The following is a 14,070-nucleotide window of genomic DNA, read 5'->3' as shown; positions in this document are numbered from 1 at the left end:
CGATGGCCTTGAGGGCGGCGCGCAGCCGGCCGATCAGCGGATCGTCCGGCCCGGACGCCCGGGCGACGCCCGCCAGCCGCGCCAGGGCCAGCACATTGCCCGGCTCCAAGGCCAGCGCCTGCTCATAGGCCGCGCGCGCCGGATCGCGCCGGCCCCGGTCCTCATGCAGATTGCCCAGATTGAGCCAGGCGGGGGCGAAGCGGGGATTGAGTTTCAGCGCCTTGTCCAGCTCGGCCTCGGCCTCGTCGGGGCGGTGCAGGTCCTCCGACAGGATCACGGCCCGGTTCAGCCGCGCCTCTTCCGGCCCGCGCACGCCCAGCTTGAGCGCCCGATCATAGGCGTCCAGCGCCGCCTCGTGCCGCCCGATCCGGCGTCGCAGCCGGCCCAGATCGAACCAGACGTCGGCCAGCTCGGGCCGCAGCGCCAGCAGGCCTCGAACGCCGCGACAGCCTGCTCCAGCCGCCCCGCATTCTGGTGATCGAGCGCCTGTCTCAGCCAGTCTTCGGGCGATTGCGCCAAGAGATCAGTCCGTCCCGATCATGGCGTCCCAGGGATCGGCGGTCCCCGCCTCCACCTCAGCCACCGCGACGGCGGGCCAGCCGACGCGGGCGCCCGCGCTCTCGCGCCAGGCCAGCACGATCAGGTCGCGCAGCTCGCCCGCCCCGGCGCCCAGCCGCTCCACCGCGAAGGCCCCGCCGCGCGGATCCCCCTCGGCGAAGGCGCCGTCGCGCTCGAGCCGGTAGAAGGGCGTCACCTGGGCCACACCCTGGCCGAGATAGCGGGCGGTGCGGCGCTCGATGGCGGCTTCGCCCAGGTCGGGCTCGGGCATGGCGCTCTCCACCAGATCCAGACGCGCCACGCCGCGCACATAGGCGCCTTCGAACAGGCCGTGGGTGCGGCGCGAGGTGGTGAAACCCTCGGGATTCGGGGTGTCCCGATCCCAGCCGTTGTAATGGATCGAGGTGTGCAGCGGCTGGCTGGCGTCGCCCACATAGTGGGACCAGACCCCCAGGTCGCGGATCAGCAACGCCTCGCGGCGACGACGATCCTCGGCGTACCAGGCGCGCCTGCCCGGATCGGTCTCGCGCGCCTCGGCGGCGTTCAGCACGCGCCAGTAGGCGAAGTCGCGCACCAGCTGCTGCCAGCCGTCGATCAGGGCGTAATAGAGATACCCGGCGTCATCCACATCCAGGCCGGCCTGGGTCAGGGCCGCTTCATACTCGCTGCGCAGCTCGGGCATGGCGTCGATGTGGGGGCCGGCGGCGGTCAGCACATGGCCGTTGTCGTCGAAGTCGATGAAGTGGGCCGTGTCGCGCTCCCGGGCATGGGTCCGCGGCCCGCCCTTCCAGCGGTCGGGCTCGCGGGTCAGTTCGCCCACCTCGGTGGCGGCCTCGGTCGTTCGCAGGAAGGCGGGGATCTCGTCCGGCAGCGAGCGCATGGCCGCCACCGCGATCAGCCGGTGGCCGGTGGCGCCCCAGGCCCCTACATCGGCGGCCGGGGCGGCGATCACGGCCACGGCGGCGAGGGCGAGGAACGCTCGTTTCAGGGGGGCGCGCTGCATGGGACAATCCGGTGGGGTTGGCGTTATGAGGGGACTTAGCCGATCCCGGGTTCCGCCTCCAGCCGGTCAAGGCTGGACGTCCGCGGCCGCTGATTTTCTGTTGCGCTGCACAAGATATCTGTTAGGAGGGCCGCGCACGTGCTGCTGTCCTTTCTGGACGGTCTAACTGCGGCGTCGGGGCCTCTCCCAGCCGCATCTGCGTGCATCGGAACAATTGAATCAGAACCGCCCTGCGGCGGTCACGCATGGCCGAGACCGGCTGTGCGAGAGGATGTCCTGAATGAATCTCGCAGTCCTGCGCCAGACCTGGCTCGGAAATGTTCGCGGCGACCTGCTGGCGGGCATGGTGGTGGCCTTCGCCCTGATCCCCGAAGCGATCGCCTTCTCCATCATCGCGGGCGTCGATCCGGCGGTGGGGCTGTACGCCTCCTTCGCCATCTGCGTGGTCATCGCCTTCGCGGGCGGACGACCGGGCATGATTTCGGCGGCCACGGGCGCCATGGCGCTGGTGATGGTGGTTCTGGTCCGCGAGCACGGGCTGCAGTACCTGCTCGCCGCCACGGTGCTGACCGGCGTCCTCCAGATCATCGCCGGCTATCTCAAGCTGGGCGTGCTGATGCGCTTCGTCTCCAGGTCGGTGGTGACCGGTTTCGTGAACGCCCTGGCCATCCTGATCTTCATGGCCCAGCTCCCGGAGCTGACCAATGTGGGGTGGCAGACCTACGCCATGGTGGCGGCGGGTCTGGCGATCATCTACCTGCTGCCGCGCCTGACAAAGGCCGTGCCGTCGCCGCTGATCGCCATCGTCGTCCTGACCGCCCTGGCCATCTTCATGGGCATGGACCTGCGCACCGTCGGCGACATGGGTGAACTGCCCTCGACCCTGCCGATGTTCCTGCTGCCGGACATCCCGCTGAACCTCGAGACCCTGCTGATCATCCTGCCCTATTCGGCCACCCTGGCCGTGGTCGGCCTGCTGGAGTCCCTGATGACCGCGACCATCGTCGACGATCTCACGGACACGCCCAGCGACAAGAACCGCGAGTGCAAGGGTCAGGGCCTGTCCAACATCGTGGCCGGCTTCATGGGCGGCATGGCGGGCTGCGCCATGATCGGCCAGTCGGTGATCAATGTGAAATCCGGCGGCCGGGGACGTCTGTCGACCCTGTCGGCGGGCCTGCTGCTGCTGTTCATGATCGTGGCCCTGGGGCCGTGGGTCGCGCAGATCCCCATGGCCGCCCTGGTGGCCGTGATGATCATGGTGTCCATCGGCACCTTCAACTGGGCCTCCATCCGCAATCTGAGGGAGCATCCCAAGAGCTCCAGCTTCGTCATGCTGCGACCGTGGTGGTCACGGTGGCCACCCACGACCTTGCCAAGGGCGTGTTCACCGGCGTGCTGCTGTCGGGCATTTTCTTCGCCCAGAAGGTGGCGCGCATCGTCGCCGTCCGCTCCACCGAGGTGGATGGCGGGCGCGGCCGCGAATATGTGGTCCTCGGCCAGATCTTCTTCGCCTCGGCGGACGCCTTCGTGAACAGCTTCGATTTCAAGGAAGCGGTCGAGCATGTGCGCATCGACGTCAGCCGCGCCCACTTCTGGGACGTGTCGGCCGTCGCCGCCCTGGACAAGGCCATCTTGAAGTTCCGCCGCGAAGGCACGACGGTGGAGGTGATCGGACTGAACGAGGCCAGCGCGACCATGGTCGACAAGTTCGGCGTCCACGATAAGCCGGGCGCGCTTGAACGCCTGCTGAGCCACTGAGGAAACGGCCATGACCAAAGTTCTCGCGTGCATCGACGCGTCAATCTATGGCCTCAGCGTCTGCGACCACGCGGCCTGGGCCGCGCGCCTCCTCAAGGCGGATGTGGAGCTTCTTCATGTGCTCGACCGCGCCCCTGACGCCGTGGCGGCGGACATGTCGGGCAGCATCGGCCTGGGCGCCCGCGAGCACCTGCTCGAAAATCTGACGCGGCTCGATGAAGAGCGCGGCCGTCTGCGGATGGAGCGGGGCCGCGCCCTTCTGGAAGGCGCCGAAGCGCGTCTGCGGGACCAGGGCCTGACTGTGGTGACCCGCCTGCGTCACGGCAGTCTGGTGGACAATGTGACCGAGCTGGAGCCCGAGGCCCGCGTGGTGGTTCTGGGCAAGCGGGGCGAGGCGGCGGATTTCGCCAGGCTGCACCTGGGCGGCTCGGTGGAACAGGTCGTGCGGTCCACCACCCGGCCCGTGCTGGTGGCCTCGCGCGCCTTCAAGCCGGTCCAGCGCATCCTGCTGGCCTATGACGGCGGCGCCAGCTCCCGGAAGGCGATCGCGTTCCTGGTGTCTGACGCAGCGTTCAAGGACTTCGACGTCCACGTGGTCATGGCCGGAACGGCCCGTGCCGAGAACGAGGCCCACATGGCCTGGGCGGACTCCCAGCTCAAGGCCTGGGGCGGCGCCTACACCATGGAGCTGCGCGCGGGCGACCCCGAGAGCGTCATCGCCGACTATGTGAAGAAGGCGGAGATCGACCTGCTGACCATGGGCGCCTACGGCCACTCGCCCATCCGTCGCTTCATCGTCGGCAGCACCACCACGGCCATGATCCGCACCTGCCTAATCCCGGTGCTGCTGTTCCGTTGAGGATCTGAGCCCGTTCGCCGCCAGTCTTTCCAGGGAGGCCGCAATCCAGTTCGCCGATCCGGAAAAGCCACAGGGCCGCGTCGCCCCGTCCAGCCTGCATGAGGGCCGGATCCAGGCCGTGGTCGACGCCCTGGTCCGGTGCGGCGCGCGGCGCGTCGCCGACCTCGGCTGCGGCCCCGGCCCGTTGTTCGAACGGCTGATCCGCGAGGACCGGTTCGACGCCCTCACCGGGGTGGAGCTGCGCCTGGGTGATCTGGACACCCTCAAGGCGCGGGTCGCCTCCATCGAAACCAGGGCGGAACTGCGCTTCATCCACGGGTCGTTCCTGGACCCCGCCCTCGATCTCGGCGGGCACGACGCCTTCGTCATGCTGGAGACGCTGGAGCACATCGAGCCCGACGCCCTGTCGCAGGTCGAGCGCGCCTTCTTCGTGCTCAGACAACCGCGCACGGTGATCATCACCACGCCCAACGCCGACTACAATCCACTGCTGGGCCTGAAGCCGGGGCGCAAGCGACACTGGGACCACCGGTTCGAATGGGGCCGCGAGCGGTTCCGGCATTGGGCGAACGGGGTGGCGGACCGCAACGGCTGTGCGGTGCGCTTCGACGACGTCGGACCCTGCGCGGCCGGGCTGGGCGCGCCGACGCAGATGGCGGCGTTCGAACGCCGCGAACCCCGCCCCTGATCTCAGCGCCTGCGTCCCAGATACAGGGTGCATTGCGACGGTTCGCCGGTCAGCGGGTTTTCGAAGCGCACATCCTCGGCGCGCACGTCGGCGAACACGCCCCTCAGGGCGTGGATGAAATGGTCCTCTGCGGGATCGTCCGACCACATGGCGAACACCCCGTCCGGCCGCATGCCCAGCGCAAGATCGGCCAGCCCCCTGGGGGTGTAGAAGGCGGCATGGTCCGGGGCCAGCAGGCGCGTCGGCGAGTGGTCGATGTCCAGCAGGACCAGATCATAGGTCTCGTCGCTGTGCCGGGGACTGCCGGGCGAGAACCAGGTGAAGAAGTCGGCCAGGCGCAGGACGCAGCGCGAGTCTTCCCGCAGCGGCGGCGCCAGAGGGACCAGCCCCTCCTCGTGCCACTCGATCACCGGCTGCAGCGCGTCCAGCACCGTCAGGCGGGTAACCCGCTGGTCCTCCAGCGCGGCGCGGGCCGTGTAGCCGAGGCCAAGCCCGCCCACCAGCACCGACAGCGGCCGATCCGGCGCCATGGCCAGGGCGCGGCGCGCCAGCTCGGACTCGCCCTCGATGAACAGGTCCGACATCAGGTGCTCGTCGCCGAGCAGGATCTCCACCACATGCCGGTCCACCGCCGGAACCCAGCGCCGGCGCAGGATGGCGGGGCCCTTCGCCGTGGGACGGTAATCGAGCTCTTCAAAGCGTTTCATGTCGGCCATCAGGTGATCGTGGAGGGAGCGGTGCGGTCCAGGCGTTCGACGATGCGCGCCGCCTCCGCCGCCGCCGCCGAAAGCGCCGACAGGGCCTCGGCCACGGGGGCGTCGATCGCGCCCGATGGCGCTTCAAACCGCTCCACATAGACCCGCAGGGTCGCGCCGCGCGCGCCGGTGCCCGACAGGCGATAGGTGATGCGGGCGTCCGGCGTCAGCCACAGCCGCACGCCCTGCTGCTCGGCCACCGACCGTCGACGGGGTCCACATAGCGGAACTCTTCGGCCTTCCGCACGGTGAAGCCGCCCACAGTCCGGCCCGGCATCTGGTCCAGGTCCGCGCGCAGGTCGCGCATGAAGTCCGCCGCAGGGGCCGCGTCCAGATCCTCGAAATCCAGCCGCTGGTAATAGTCCCGGCCGTAGAGGCGCCAGTGATCCCGCACGATGTCCGGCAGCGGCCGGCCCTCGACCGCCAGCAGGTTCAGCCACATCAGCACCGCCCACAGGCCGTCCTTCTCGCGCACATGGTCCGCGCCGGTGCCGAAACTCTCCTCGCCGCAGAAGGTGATGCGGCCGTCGTCCAGCAGGTTGGTGAAATACTTCCAGCCGGTGGGGGTCTCATAGACCGGCAGGCCCAGCCGTTCGGCGACCCGGTCCACGGCGCGACTGGTGGGGGCCGAACGGGCCACGCCCTTCAGCGGCCGGGTGCGATAGGCGCCGATGCGCGCGGCATTGGCCGTCAAGATCGCCAGGCTGTCGCCGGGCGACACGATCATGCCGGGCCCCAGGATCATATTGCGGTCCCCGTCCCCGTCCGAGGCGGCGCCGAAGGACGGCGGCTGGTCGCCGAACAGGGCCGCGGCCAGTTCGGGCGCATGGTTGGGATGGGGATCGGGATGCCCGCCGCCGAAGTCGGGCGACGGGGCGCCGTTCATCACCACCCCGCTGGCGCCCAGCCGGGTCTCGAGGATCTCCCGGGCATAGGGCCCGGTCACCGCGTGCATGGCGTCGAACATCATGGAGAAGTCGGGCCGGGCGATCAGGGCGCGTATCTGGTCGAAATCGACCAGGGTCTCCATCAGGTCGGCGTAGGCCGTGACGGGATCGATGACCTCCACCGCCATGCCGTCCAGATCGAAGGTCCCCGGCCGGCCCAGCGGCGGCGCCGGCTGGTCCGACAGGCTGTAGCGTCTCAAGGCCATGGCCCGGTCACGGACCGCGTCGGTCAGGGACGCCGGGGCGGGACCGCCCGAGGCGCCGTTGAACTTGACGCCGAAATCGCCGTCCGGTCCGCCGGGATTGTGGCTGGCCGACAGAATGACCGCGCCGAACGCCTCATGCCGCCGCACCAGATGCGACGCCGCCGGGGTCGACAGCAGCCCCCCCTGCCCCACCAGCACCCGGCCGAACCCGTGCGCCGCGGCCATGCGGATCACTGTCGCCGCCGCCTGATCCGAGAAGAACCGTCCGTCGCCGCCGACGATCAGGGTCGCGCCCTCCGGCGGCGCGGCCACCTCGAACAGGGCCTGGATGAAGGTCTCCAGATACTGCGGCTCCATGAACCGGCGGGTCGGGCGGCGCAGGCCGGACGTCCCCGGCGCCTGGTCGTCGAAGCCGGGCGTGGCGTGGTGTTCGGTGGTCATTCAGATCCCTGGTTCGGCGGATTCAGTTCTGGTCGTCGTCCGCCTCGACCCGGCGATGCCGATGCGGATCGTGGATCGAGACGTCGGGCGTGCCTGTCCCGTGTAAGGCATCTGGCGTCCGGGTGGTTCATATCCAGTTCGAAATGCCGCTCAGCGGCTTCTTGCCCAGCGCCGCGACCGGCACGGTGGCGTCCGGCGCCGGATGGCCCGCCACCAGCAACAGGAACGGCTTCTCGCCTTCGGGGCGGCCGCAGATGGCGTTCAGAAAGCCCATGGGCGCGGGAGTGTGGGTCAGGGTCGCCAGCCCGGCCTGATGGAGGGCGCAGATCAGCAGACCCGTGGCGATGCCGACGCTTTCGGAGACATAGTAGTTCTTCCGGTCGTCGCCGGGCCGGGGACCGCCGCGCTTCTGGCCGAACACGGCGATCAACACGGGCGCGGTCTCCAGAAAGCCCTTGTCCGGGTCGGTGCCCAGGGGCGCGAGCGCATCCAGCCATTCCTGGGGCGCCTTCTCGGCATAGAAGGCGCGCTCCTCCGCCTCGGCCTCGCGGCGGATGCGGGCGCGAGCCTCGGCGCTTTCGATGACGGTGAAGAACCAGGGCTGGTGATTGGCCCCGGAGGGCGCCGAACCGGCAGTCAAAATCGCCTGCTCCACCACCGGGCGCGGCACGGGCCGATCGGAGAATTCGCGCACCGTGCGCCGCCGCGCCATCTGCTCGCGGAAAGCGGTCGCGGCCGTGACGATCTCGTCGTCTGTCCGCACGGGATAGCCGGTCAGGGGCGTGGACGGATGATCGCGCATGACGGACTCTCCAGCAGCAGTCTGGACATTCCATGCCGTCGCCGCGTCAAGCCGTCCAGCAAGGGCGCCACTTTTTCGCCCGCGGAATGAGTCATTCAGCCCGCGCCGGCGACCACCAGACCCGGCGTAACCCGAGTCCTCATGATGCTGACCGTCGCCGCCGCCGTGGCCGCCCTGATGATGCTGTTCGCCAATCCGGCCAACGCCGAACCGGCGCTTGAAGGCCCCGTGGCCTACAACGAGATCATCGCCGAGGAACAAGCCCAGGCGGAGGCGCAGGCGCTTCTGGAAGCGTCGTTGCACGAGGCGGAGCCCGACTGGCGGCTGTCGGCGCGGCTGTATCACGCGGGCGGCGGCGGGGCGACGGGGATGGACTCCCTGGGCTGCCAGCCCATCGCCATGCGGACGGTTGCGGTGGACCCCCGCGTGGTGCCCCGGCGCACGCGCCTGTACATCCGCGAGACCGTCGGCCTGCGTCTGGCGGACGGCCGCACCCATGACGGCTTCTGGTACGCATCGGACACCGGCGGGGCAATCAAGGGCGCCAAGATCGACCTCTACACCGGCCACGGCCGCGGCTCGATGGGGCCGGTCATGCCGCTGAACATGTCCACCCTGACGGTGGTGAACGCAGGGTCGTTCGATGGCTGTCCCCCCGCGGAGTGATCCGGGGGCTGGCCACGGCCTCCGTTTACCGTCTAAGTAACCCCGAGTAACGGCCCGTGAGTGCGGGCGTTGGGGGACAATTCGACATGACGACACCGGCTCCTCAGGGGATCGAGGCCTTTTACGCGGGCGTGACCAACGTCAGCGATTTCATCTGGGGCGGATCGTGGAACGGCGAGGCCGTTATTCCCTTCCCGCCCATGGTCATCGTGCTGCTGGGCGTGGGCGCCTGGATCATGATCGGCCTGCGCTTCTACCCGATCCTGAAGCTGGGCGAGGCCTTCGCCGGCCTGTTCAAGAAAGAGAAATCCGGCAAGGGCGAGATCTCGCCCTTCGCGGCCCTGTCCACCGCCCTGTCCGGCCAGGTGGGCACCGGCAATCTGGCGGGGGTGGCCACGGCCATCACCCTCGGCGGCCCTGGCGCCCTGTTCTGGATGTGGGTCACCGCCCTGTTCGGCATGGCCCTGGCCTTCGCCGAGGGCTCGCTGGCCATCCGCTACCGCTCGGTGGGGCCTGACGGCGCCTATCGCGGCGGCCCCATGAGCTACATCATGAAGGGCCTCGGCAAGAAGTGGACCTGGCTGGCCATCCTGTTCTGCCTCGGCACCCTGTTCTCGGCCATCGCGACCGGCAACATGATCCAGGCCAACTCCATCGCCGACTCCATCACCAACCTGGCCCCCGTGCCGGAATGGGCGGCCGGCCTGTTCGTGGCCGCGGCCGTGTTCGTGGTCATCATCGGCGGCATCAAGTCCATCGGCAGCGTGGCCGAGAAGGTCGTGCCGATCATGGCCATCGCCTATCTGCTGATGGCGCTGCTGGCCCTGATCATCAACATCGAGGACCTGCCGGCCTCCTTCGGCCTGATCTTCAGCAGCGCCTTCACCGGCACGGCGGCCACCGGCGGCTTCCTGGGCGCGGGGGTCATGATGGCGATCCGCGCGGGTGTGGCGCGCGGCCTGTTCTCCAACGAGGCGGGTCAGGGCTCGACGCCCATGGCCCACGCCGTGGCCAAGACCGACGATCCGGCGCGCCAAGGCCGCTTCGCCATGATGGGCACCTTCATCGACACCATGGTGATCTGCACCATGACCGGCCTGGTCATGCTGACGGTGCAGGGCGCCTTCCCCGCCGGGGGCGGCACGGTGGAGCATGTCTGGAACTCGGACCTGCGCGGCTTCGAGATGACGCTGGCGGCCTATACCGCCGCCTTCCCGACCCTGCTGTTCGGGACCACCACCATCGGCGGTCTGGTGGCCTCGGTCGCCCTGATCCTGTTCGTGTTCACCACCCTGCTGACCTGGAGCTACTACGGCGAGCGGGCGGCGACGCACCTGTTCGGCCAGAAGGTCGCCATTCCGTGGCGCCTGCTGTGGGTCGGCATGATCTTCGTGGGCTCGTTCCAGCACATCGAGTTCGTCTGGCGCATGGGCGACATCTCCAACGCCGCCATGGCCCTGCCCAACCTGGTCGCCCTGGCCGCCCTCTCCGGCGTCGTCTTCGCCATGGCGCGGGGCGACAAGACGGCGGGCAAGGACCACGAGGACTGACGCTCGAAAGGCCCTCTCCCCGTCGGGGGGAGGGCCGCTCGGGGCGGCTGACGAGGATCAGCCGCGCAGGGTCGCCCAGACCAGATATTCGCGATTGCCGTCGCCGCCCGTGATGGGGCTGTCCGTGGTCTCGCGCACGGTCCAGCCCTGCTCGTCCAGCCAGGCGACAGCGCGCTCCAGCGCGGCGGCGCGCGCCTCGGCGTCACGCACCACGCCCTTGCGGCCCACGTCGCCCCGGCTCTCCATCTCGAACTGCGGCTTGACCAGGGTCACCAGGTCGGCCCCCGGCGCCGCAAGCGACAGAGACGTCGGCAGGACCTTGGCCAGGCCGATGAAGCTGACGTCGCAGACGATCAGCTCGGGTGCCTGGTCGATGAGGTCCGGGGTCAGGGTGCGGGCGTCGGTCTTCTCCAGATTGACCACGCGCGGGTCGTCGGCCACGGCCGGGTGCATCTGGGCGTGGCCCACGTCCACGGCGAAGACCTGCGCGGCGCCGCGTTCCAGGCACACCTCGGTGAAGCCGCCGGTGGAGGCGCCCACGTCCAGCACCACCCGCCCCTCGACCGCCACCGGCCACAGGGTCAGGGCGTGATCCAGCTTCAGGGCCGCGCGGCCCACGAAGCGGTGCGCGGGCTCGGCCGTGACGGCGGCGTCCTCCTCCACCTTCTGCGACGGCTGTTTGGCGGGCTCGCCGTTGACCATCACACCGCCCGCCTCGATGGCGGCGCGGGCGCGGGCGCGGGTGTCGAACAGGCCGCGCGCGACCAGCAGTTGGTCCAGCCGGGTTTTCAGGTCAGGTCCTCCAGCCGCTTCAACGCGGCCTGCATCTTCGCCTTGCCCGCCTCGGCGGCGGCCAGCTTCTCGCGCTGTTCGTCCACCACCTCGGGCGCGGCGCGGGCGACGAAATTGGGATTGCCCAGCTTCTTGTTCACATGGCCGATGTCGGCGTCGAAGTCGGCCACGGCCTTCTCCAGCCGCGCGCGTTCGGCGCCCAGATCGATCAGGTCGGCCAGCGCCAGTGCCGCCGTGGTCGAGCCGGAGACGAAGGTCACCGCGCCCGCCGGCGCCGCGTCCGCCGTCTGCACCGACGAGACCCGGGCCAACGTCTGAAGCAGATCGCGGTGACGCTCCACGCGGGCGGCGGTCTGGCTGTCGGGCGCCACAATGGTCAGCGGCGGCTTGGCCGACGGCGGCACGTTCATCTCGCCGCGCAGGGCCCGCACCTCGGTGACCAGATCCACCAGCCAGCCGATCTCGGCCCCGGCGTCCGCGTCGATGAAGGTCTCGGGGAATTCCGGCCAGGCCGCGCCCATGACCAGCCCCTCGCCGCCCAGCTGGGTCCACAGCTCCTCGGTGATGAAGGGCATGACCGGGTGCAGCAGCTTGATGGTCTGGTCCAGGGTCCAGGCGGTCATGGCCCGGGTCTCGGCCTTCGCCGCCTCGTCAGCGCCGCCGAACACCGGCTTGGCCAGCTCCAGATACCAGTCGCAGAACACGTTCCAGATGAAGCGGTACAGGGCGCCCGCCGCGTCGTCGAAACGCCCGCCCTCGATGGCGTCCGCCACCTGACGCTCGGTCTTGACCAGTTCGCCGCGGATCCAGCGATTGATGGTCTGCTCGACCGTGGCCGGATCGAAGCCCTCGACCCGCGCCGCCTCGTTCATCTGGGCGAAGCGGGCGGCGTTCCACAGCTTGGTGCCGAAGTTGCGGTAGCCCTCGATACGCTGCTTCGACAGCTTGATGTCACGAGTCCCCGACAGGATGGCCATGGTGAAGCGCAAGGGATCGGCGCCCAGGTCGTCGATGATCTCCAGCGGGTCGATGACGTTGCCCTTGGACTTCGACATCTTCTGGCCCTTCTCGTCGCGGACCAGGCCGTTGATGATGACCCGCTTGAAGGGCACCTCATCCATGAAGTGCAGGCCCATCATCATCATCCGGGCGACCCAGAAGAAGATGATGTCCGCCGCCGTGACCAGATCGGACGTCGGATAGAACCGCTCCAGATCCTCGGTCTTGTCCGGCCAGCCCATGGTCGAGAACGGCCACAGGGCGGACGAGAACCAGGTGTCGAGGACGTCCTCATCCTGAACGAGCAATTCCCCATTCGTCAGCTTGAATAGAAGAGCGCCACCGCTGGGGTCGTCGCGATAGTGTTCCGCTGCGGCAGCGTTTGCCTCCTCAGCATTCTCTGCCACAAAGATATGCCCGTCCGGCCCGTACCAGGCCGGAATCCGGTGCCCCCACCACAGCTGGCGCGAGATGCACCACGGCTCGATGTTGCGCAGCCATTCGAAATAGATCTTGGAATAGCTGGCGGGCTCGAAGGTGGTGTCGCCCTGCTCCACCGCCTTGATGGCCGGCTGCGCCAGGGTCTTCGCATCAACGTACCACTGGTCCGTCAGCCACGGCTCGATGACCACGCCCGAGCGGTCGCCGTGCGGGACCATGTGCTTCGTCTTCTCGATGGCCTTCAGCCAGCCCTCTTCCTCGGCGCGCGCGACGATGGCCTTGCGCGCGGCAAAGCGGTCCATGCCCTCGTAATCGGCGGGCACGTCGGGGGTGTCGGCGGCGGTGATCCGGGCCAGGGAATCCATGACGTTGAGCGTGGCGAGACCCGCCCGCTTGCCCACGCCGAAATCGTTGAAGTCGTGCGCCGGGGTGATCTTCACCGCGCCCGAGCCCTTGGTGGGGTCGGCGTAGTCGTCGGCGACGATGGGGATGCGCCGGCCGGTGATCGGCAGGATCACCGCCTTGCCCACCAGCCCGGCATACCGCTCATCATCCGGATGCACCGCCACGCCGGTGTCGCCCAGCATGGTCTCCGGACGGGTGGTGGCGACCACGATGTAGTCGCGGGTCTCATATTCGGTGGGCTTGCCGTCCTCGTCGAAGGCGACCGGGTGCTCGTAGGTGACGCCGTCAGCCAGCGGATAGGCGAAGTGCCAGTAGGCGCCCTCGACCTCCTTCTGCTCGACCTCGAGGTCCGAGATGGCGGTCTGGAAGTGGGGGTCCCAGTTGACCAGCCGCTTGTCGCGATAGATCAGCCCGTCCCGGTGCAGCTGCACGAACACCTTGCGGACGGCCGCGTTGAGGCCCTCGTCCAGGGTGAAGCGCTCGCGGCTCCAGTCGCACGAGGCGCCCAGGCGGCGCAGCTGGCGCACGATGGTCCCGCCCGACTCGGCCTTCCATTCCCAGACCTTGTCGATGAAGGCGTCACGGCCCAGGTCGCGGCGGCCGATGTTGCCCTCCGCCGCCAGCTTGCGCTCCACCACCATCTGGGTGGCGATGCCCGCGTGGTCGGTGCCGGGCAGCCACAGCACCGCCTTGCCCTTCATGCGGTGATAGCGCGCCAGAATGTCCTGCAGCGTGTTGTTCAGCGCATGGCCGATGTGCAGCGATCCGGTCACGTTCGGCGGGGGAATGACGATCGAATAGGCGTCGGCGGCGCCGTCGGTGGCGGCGCGCTCCCGGGGCGCGAACAGGCCGCTCGCTTCCCACCGTTCATAGTGGCGCGGTTCGGCGGCCCTGGGGTCGAAGGTCTTCTCAAGCATCGCGTGATCGTTTCGTGGGAAAGAAAAAGGCGGCCCCGTCGGAGCCGCCTTCCGTAGATAGTCGGATGAGGCCCCCAGGGCCAGCGTCGGCGTCAGGCGCCGCCCTGGCGGGAGATGCGTTCCACCTCGGCGCGTACCTCGCGCTCGACGATGCCGGGCAGGTTCGCGTCCAGCCAGTCCTTCAGCATCGGGCGCAGCAGTTCGCGCACGATGTCCTCCAGCGAGCGGGCGTCGGCGGGCGTGCGCGCGGCGGCGGTCAGTCCGGCGAAGGCCGAGGCGG

Annotated in this window: 14 protein-coding genes and 1 pseudogene; 6 read left to right on the top strand and 9 right to left on the bottom strand. The window is 69.2% G+C overall.

Annotated features, from left to right (window positions below):
- The 3 genes from MBEBAB_RS13255 to MBEBAB_RS13250 form a co-directional block, all read right to left on the bottom strand.
- Positions 1-379: tetratricopeptide repeat protein (locus tag MBEBAB_RS13255; protein WP_373852947.1), on the bottom strand; the 379-nt coding region annotated here is incomplete at its 3' end.
- Entirely contained in the window at positions 286-519 is a 234-nt protein-coding gene (locus MBEBAB_RS16335; RefSeq protein WP_148291557.1) for a hypothetical protein, read from the bottom strand. The genes MBEBAB_RS13255 and MBEBAB_RS16335, both read right to left, overlap by 94 nt.
- Before the next feature lie 4 nt (positions 520-523).
- Positions 524-1,561, bottom strand: a complete 1,038-nt coding sequence (locus MBEBAB_RS13250) for a phospholipase C/P1 nuclease family protein (protein WP_021698500.1) — start codon at positions 1,559-1,561, stop codon at positions 524-526.
- A 280-nt stretch (positions 1,562-1,841) separates the two neighbouring features.
- Here MBEBAB_RS13250 and MBEBAB_RS13245 point away from each other — a divergent pair, with 280 nt between their 5' ends.
- The 4 genes from MBEBAB_RS13245 to MBEBAB_RS13235 all read left to right on the top strand — a co-directional run bounded on the left by MBEBAB_RS13245 (position 1,842) and on the right by MBEBAB_RS13235 (position 4,869).
- Complete coding sequence (locus MBEBAB_RS13245) at positions 1,842-3,095, top strand: SulP family inorganic anion transporter (RefSeq protein ID WP_444979090.1); 1,254 nt, start codon at positions 1,842-1,844, stop codon at positions 3,093-3,095.
- A complete protein-coding gene (locus MBEBAB_RS18795) occupies positions 3,092-3,322 on the top strand; it encodes an STAS domain-containing protein (RefSeq protein WP_444979089.1) in 231 nt (76 codons plus the stop codon). Before MBEBAB_RS13245 ends, MBEBAB_RS18795 begins: the two co-directional genes overlap by 4 nt.
- A gap of 10 nt (positions 3,323-3,332) precedes the next feature.
- Complete coding sequence (locus tag MBEBAB_RS13240) at positions 3,333-4,181, top strand: universal stress protein (RefSeq protein ID WP_021698498.1); 849 nt, start codon at positions 3,333-3,335, stop codon at positions 4,179-4,181.
- Between the two features lie 118 nt (positions 4,182-4,299).
- A complete protein-coding gene (locus MBEBAB_RS13235; protein ID WP_021698497.1) occupies positions 4,300-4,869 on the top strand; it encodes a methyltransferase domain-containing protein in 570 nt (189 codons plus the stop codon).
- A gap of 2 nt (positions 4,870-4,871) precedes the next feature.
- On the opposite strand, the gene MBEBAB_RS13230 is transcribed toward MBEBAB_RS13235, so the two are convergent.
- The 3 genes and pseudogenes from MBEBAB_RS13230 to MBEBAB_RS13220 form a co-directional block, all read right to left on the bottom strand.
- Positions 4,872-5,585 carry a polyamine aminopropyltransferase gene (locus MBEBAB_RS13230; protein WP_021698496.1) on the bottom strand — a complete coding sequence of 238 codons (714 nt, stop codon included), beginning with the start codon at positions 5,583-5,585 and terminating at the stop codon, positions 4,872-4,874.
- A pseudogene (locus MBEBAB_RS13225) lies at positions 5,585-7,218 on the bottom strand (alpha-D-glucose phosphate-specific phosphoglucomutase). Before MBEBAB_RS13225 ends, MBEBAB_RS13230 begins: the two are co-directional and overlap by 1 nt.
- Positions 7,219-7,345: 127 nt before the next feature.
- A complete protein-coding gene (locus MBEBAB_RS13220; protein ID WP_021698493.1) occupies positions 7,346-8,020 on the bottom strand; it encodes a nitroreductase family protein in 675 nt (224 codons plus the stop codon).
- 141 nt (positions 8,021-8,161) lie between these two features.
- Here MBEBAB_RS13220 and MBEBAB_RS13215 point away from each other — a divergent pair, with 141 nt between their 5' ends.
- The gene (locus tag MBEBAB_RS13215) at positions 8,162-8,686 is read left to right on the top strand and encodes a 3D domain-containing protein (protein ID WP_021698492.1); all 525 of its coding nucleotides are present in this window, start codon (positions 8,162-8,164) and stop codon (positions 8,684-8,686) included.
- An 86-nt stretch (positions 8,687-8,772) separates the two neighbouring features.
- Positions 8,773-10,236 (top strand): alanine/glycine:cation symporter family protein, encoded by a 1,464-nt coding sequence (locus MBEBAB_RS13210; protein ID WP_021698491.1) that lies wholly within the window; start codon positions 8,773-8,775, stop codon positions 10,234-10,236.
- A gap of 57 nt (positions 10,237-10,293) precedes the next feature.
- Here the strand turns inward: MBEBAB_RS13210 and MBEBAB_RS13205 are convergent, their stop codons facing one another.
- The 3 genes from MBEBAB_RS13205 to MBEBAB_RS13195 all read right to left on the bottom strand — a co-directional run.
- Positions 10,294-11,028, bottom strand: a complete 735-nt coding sequence (locus MBEBAB_RS13205) for a TlyA family RNA methyltransferase (protein WP_045319377.1) — start codon at positions 11,026-11,028, stop codon at positions 10,294-10,296.
- Positions 11,025-13,790, bottom strand: a complete 2,766-nt coding sequence (locus MBEBAB_RS13200; RefSeq protein WP_021698489.1) for a valine--tRNA ligase — start codon at positions 13,788-13,790, stop codon at positions 11,025-11,027. The genes MBEBAB_RS13205 and MBEBAB_RS13200 overlap by 4 nt, the downstream gene beginning before the upstream one ends.
- A 92-nt stretch (positions 13,791-13,882) precedes the next feature.
- Positions 13,883-14,070: DUF2497 domain-containing protein (locus MBEBAB_RS13195; protein WP_045319374.1), on the bottom strand; the 188-nt coding region annotated here is incomplete at its 5' end.

It is taken from the genome of Brevundimonas abyssalis TAR-001 (assembly GCF_000466985.1).
Classification (GTDB): Bacteria; Pseudomonadota; Alphaproteobacteria; order Caulobacterales; family Caulobacteraceae; genus Brevundimonas; species Brevundimonas abyssalis.
Note: the sequence above shows the minus strand (reverse complement) of the source record. Positions and strands in the feature narration are given on the sequence as shown.

Excerpts from the sequence above, each read along its gene's own strand:
- MBEBAB_RS13250 (WP_021698500.1), bottom strand. The coding sequence starts at position 1,561 with ATGCAGCGCGCCCCCCTGAAACGAGCGTTCCTCGCCCTCGCCGCCGTG.
- MBEBAB_RS13245 (WP_444979090.1), top strand. The coding sequence starts at position 1,842 with ATGAATCTCGCAGTCCTGCGCCAGACCTGGCTCGGAAATGTTCGCGGC.
- MBEBAB_RS13240 (WP_021698498.1), top strand. The coding sequence starts at position 3,333 with ATGACCAAAGTTCTCGCGTGCATCGACGCGTCAATCTATGGCCTCAGC.
- MBEBAB_RS13230 (WP_021698496.1), bottom strand. The coding sequence starts at position 5,585 with ATGGCCGACATGAAACGCTTTGAAGAGCTCGATTACCGTCCCACGGCG.
- MBEBAB_RS13220 (WP_021698493.1), bottom strand. The coding sequence starts at position 8,020 with ATGCGCGATCATCCGTCCACGCCCCTGACCGGCTATCCCGTGCGGACA.
- MBEBAB_RS13215 (WP_021698492.1), top strand. The coding sequence starts at position 8,162 with ATGATGCTGACCGTCGCCGCCGCCGTGGCCGCCCTGATGATGCTGTTC.
- MBEBAB_RS13210 (WP_021698491.1), top strand. The coding sequence starts at position 8,773 with ATGACGACACCGGCTCCTCAGGGGATCGAGGCCTTTTACGCGGGCGTG.
- MBEBAB_RS13200 (WP_021698489.1), bottom strand. The coding sequence starts at position 13,790 with ATGCTTGAGAAGACCTTCGACCCCAGGGCCGCCGAACCGCGCCACTAT.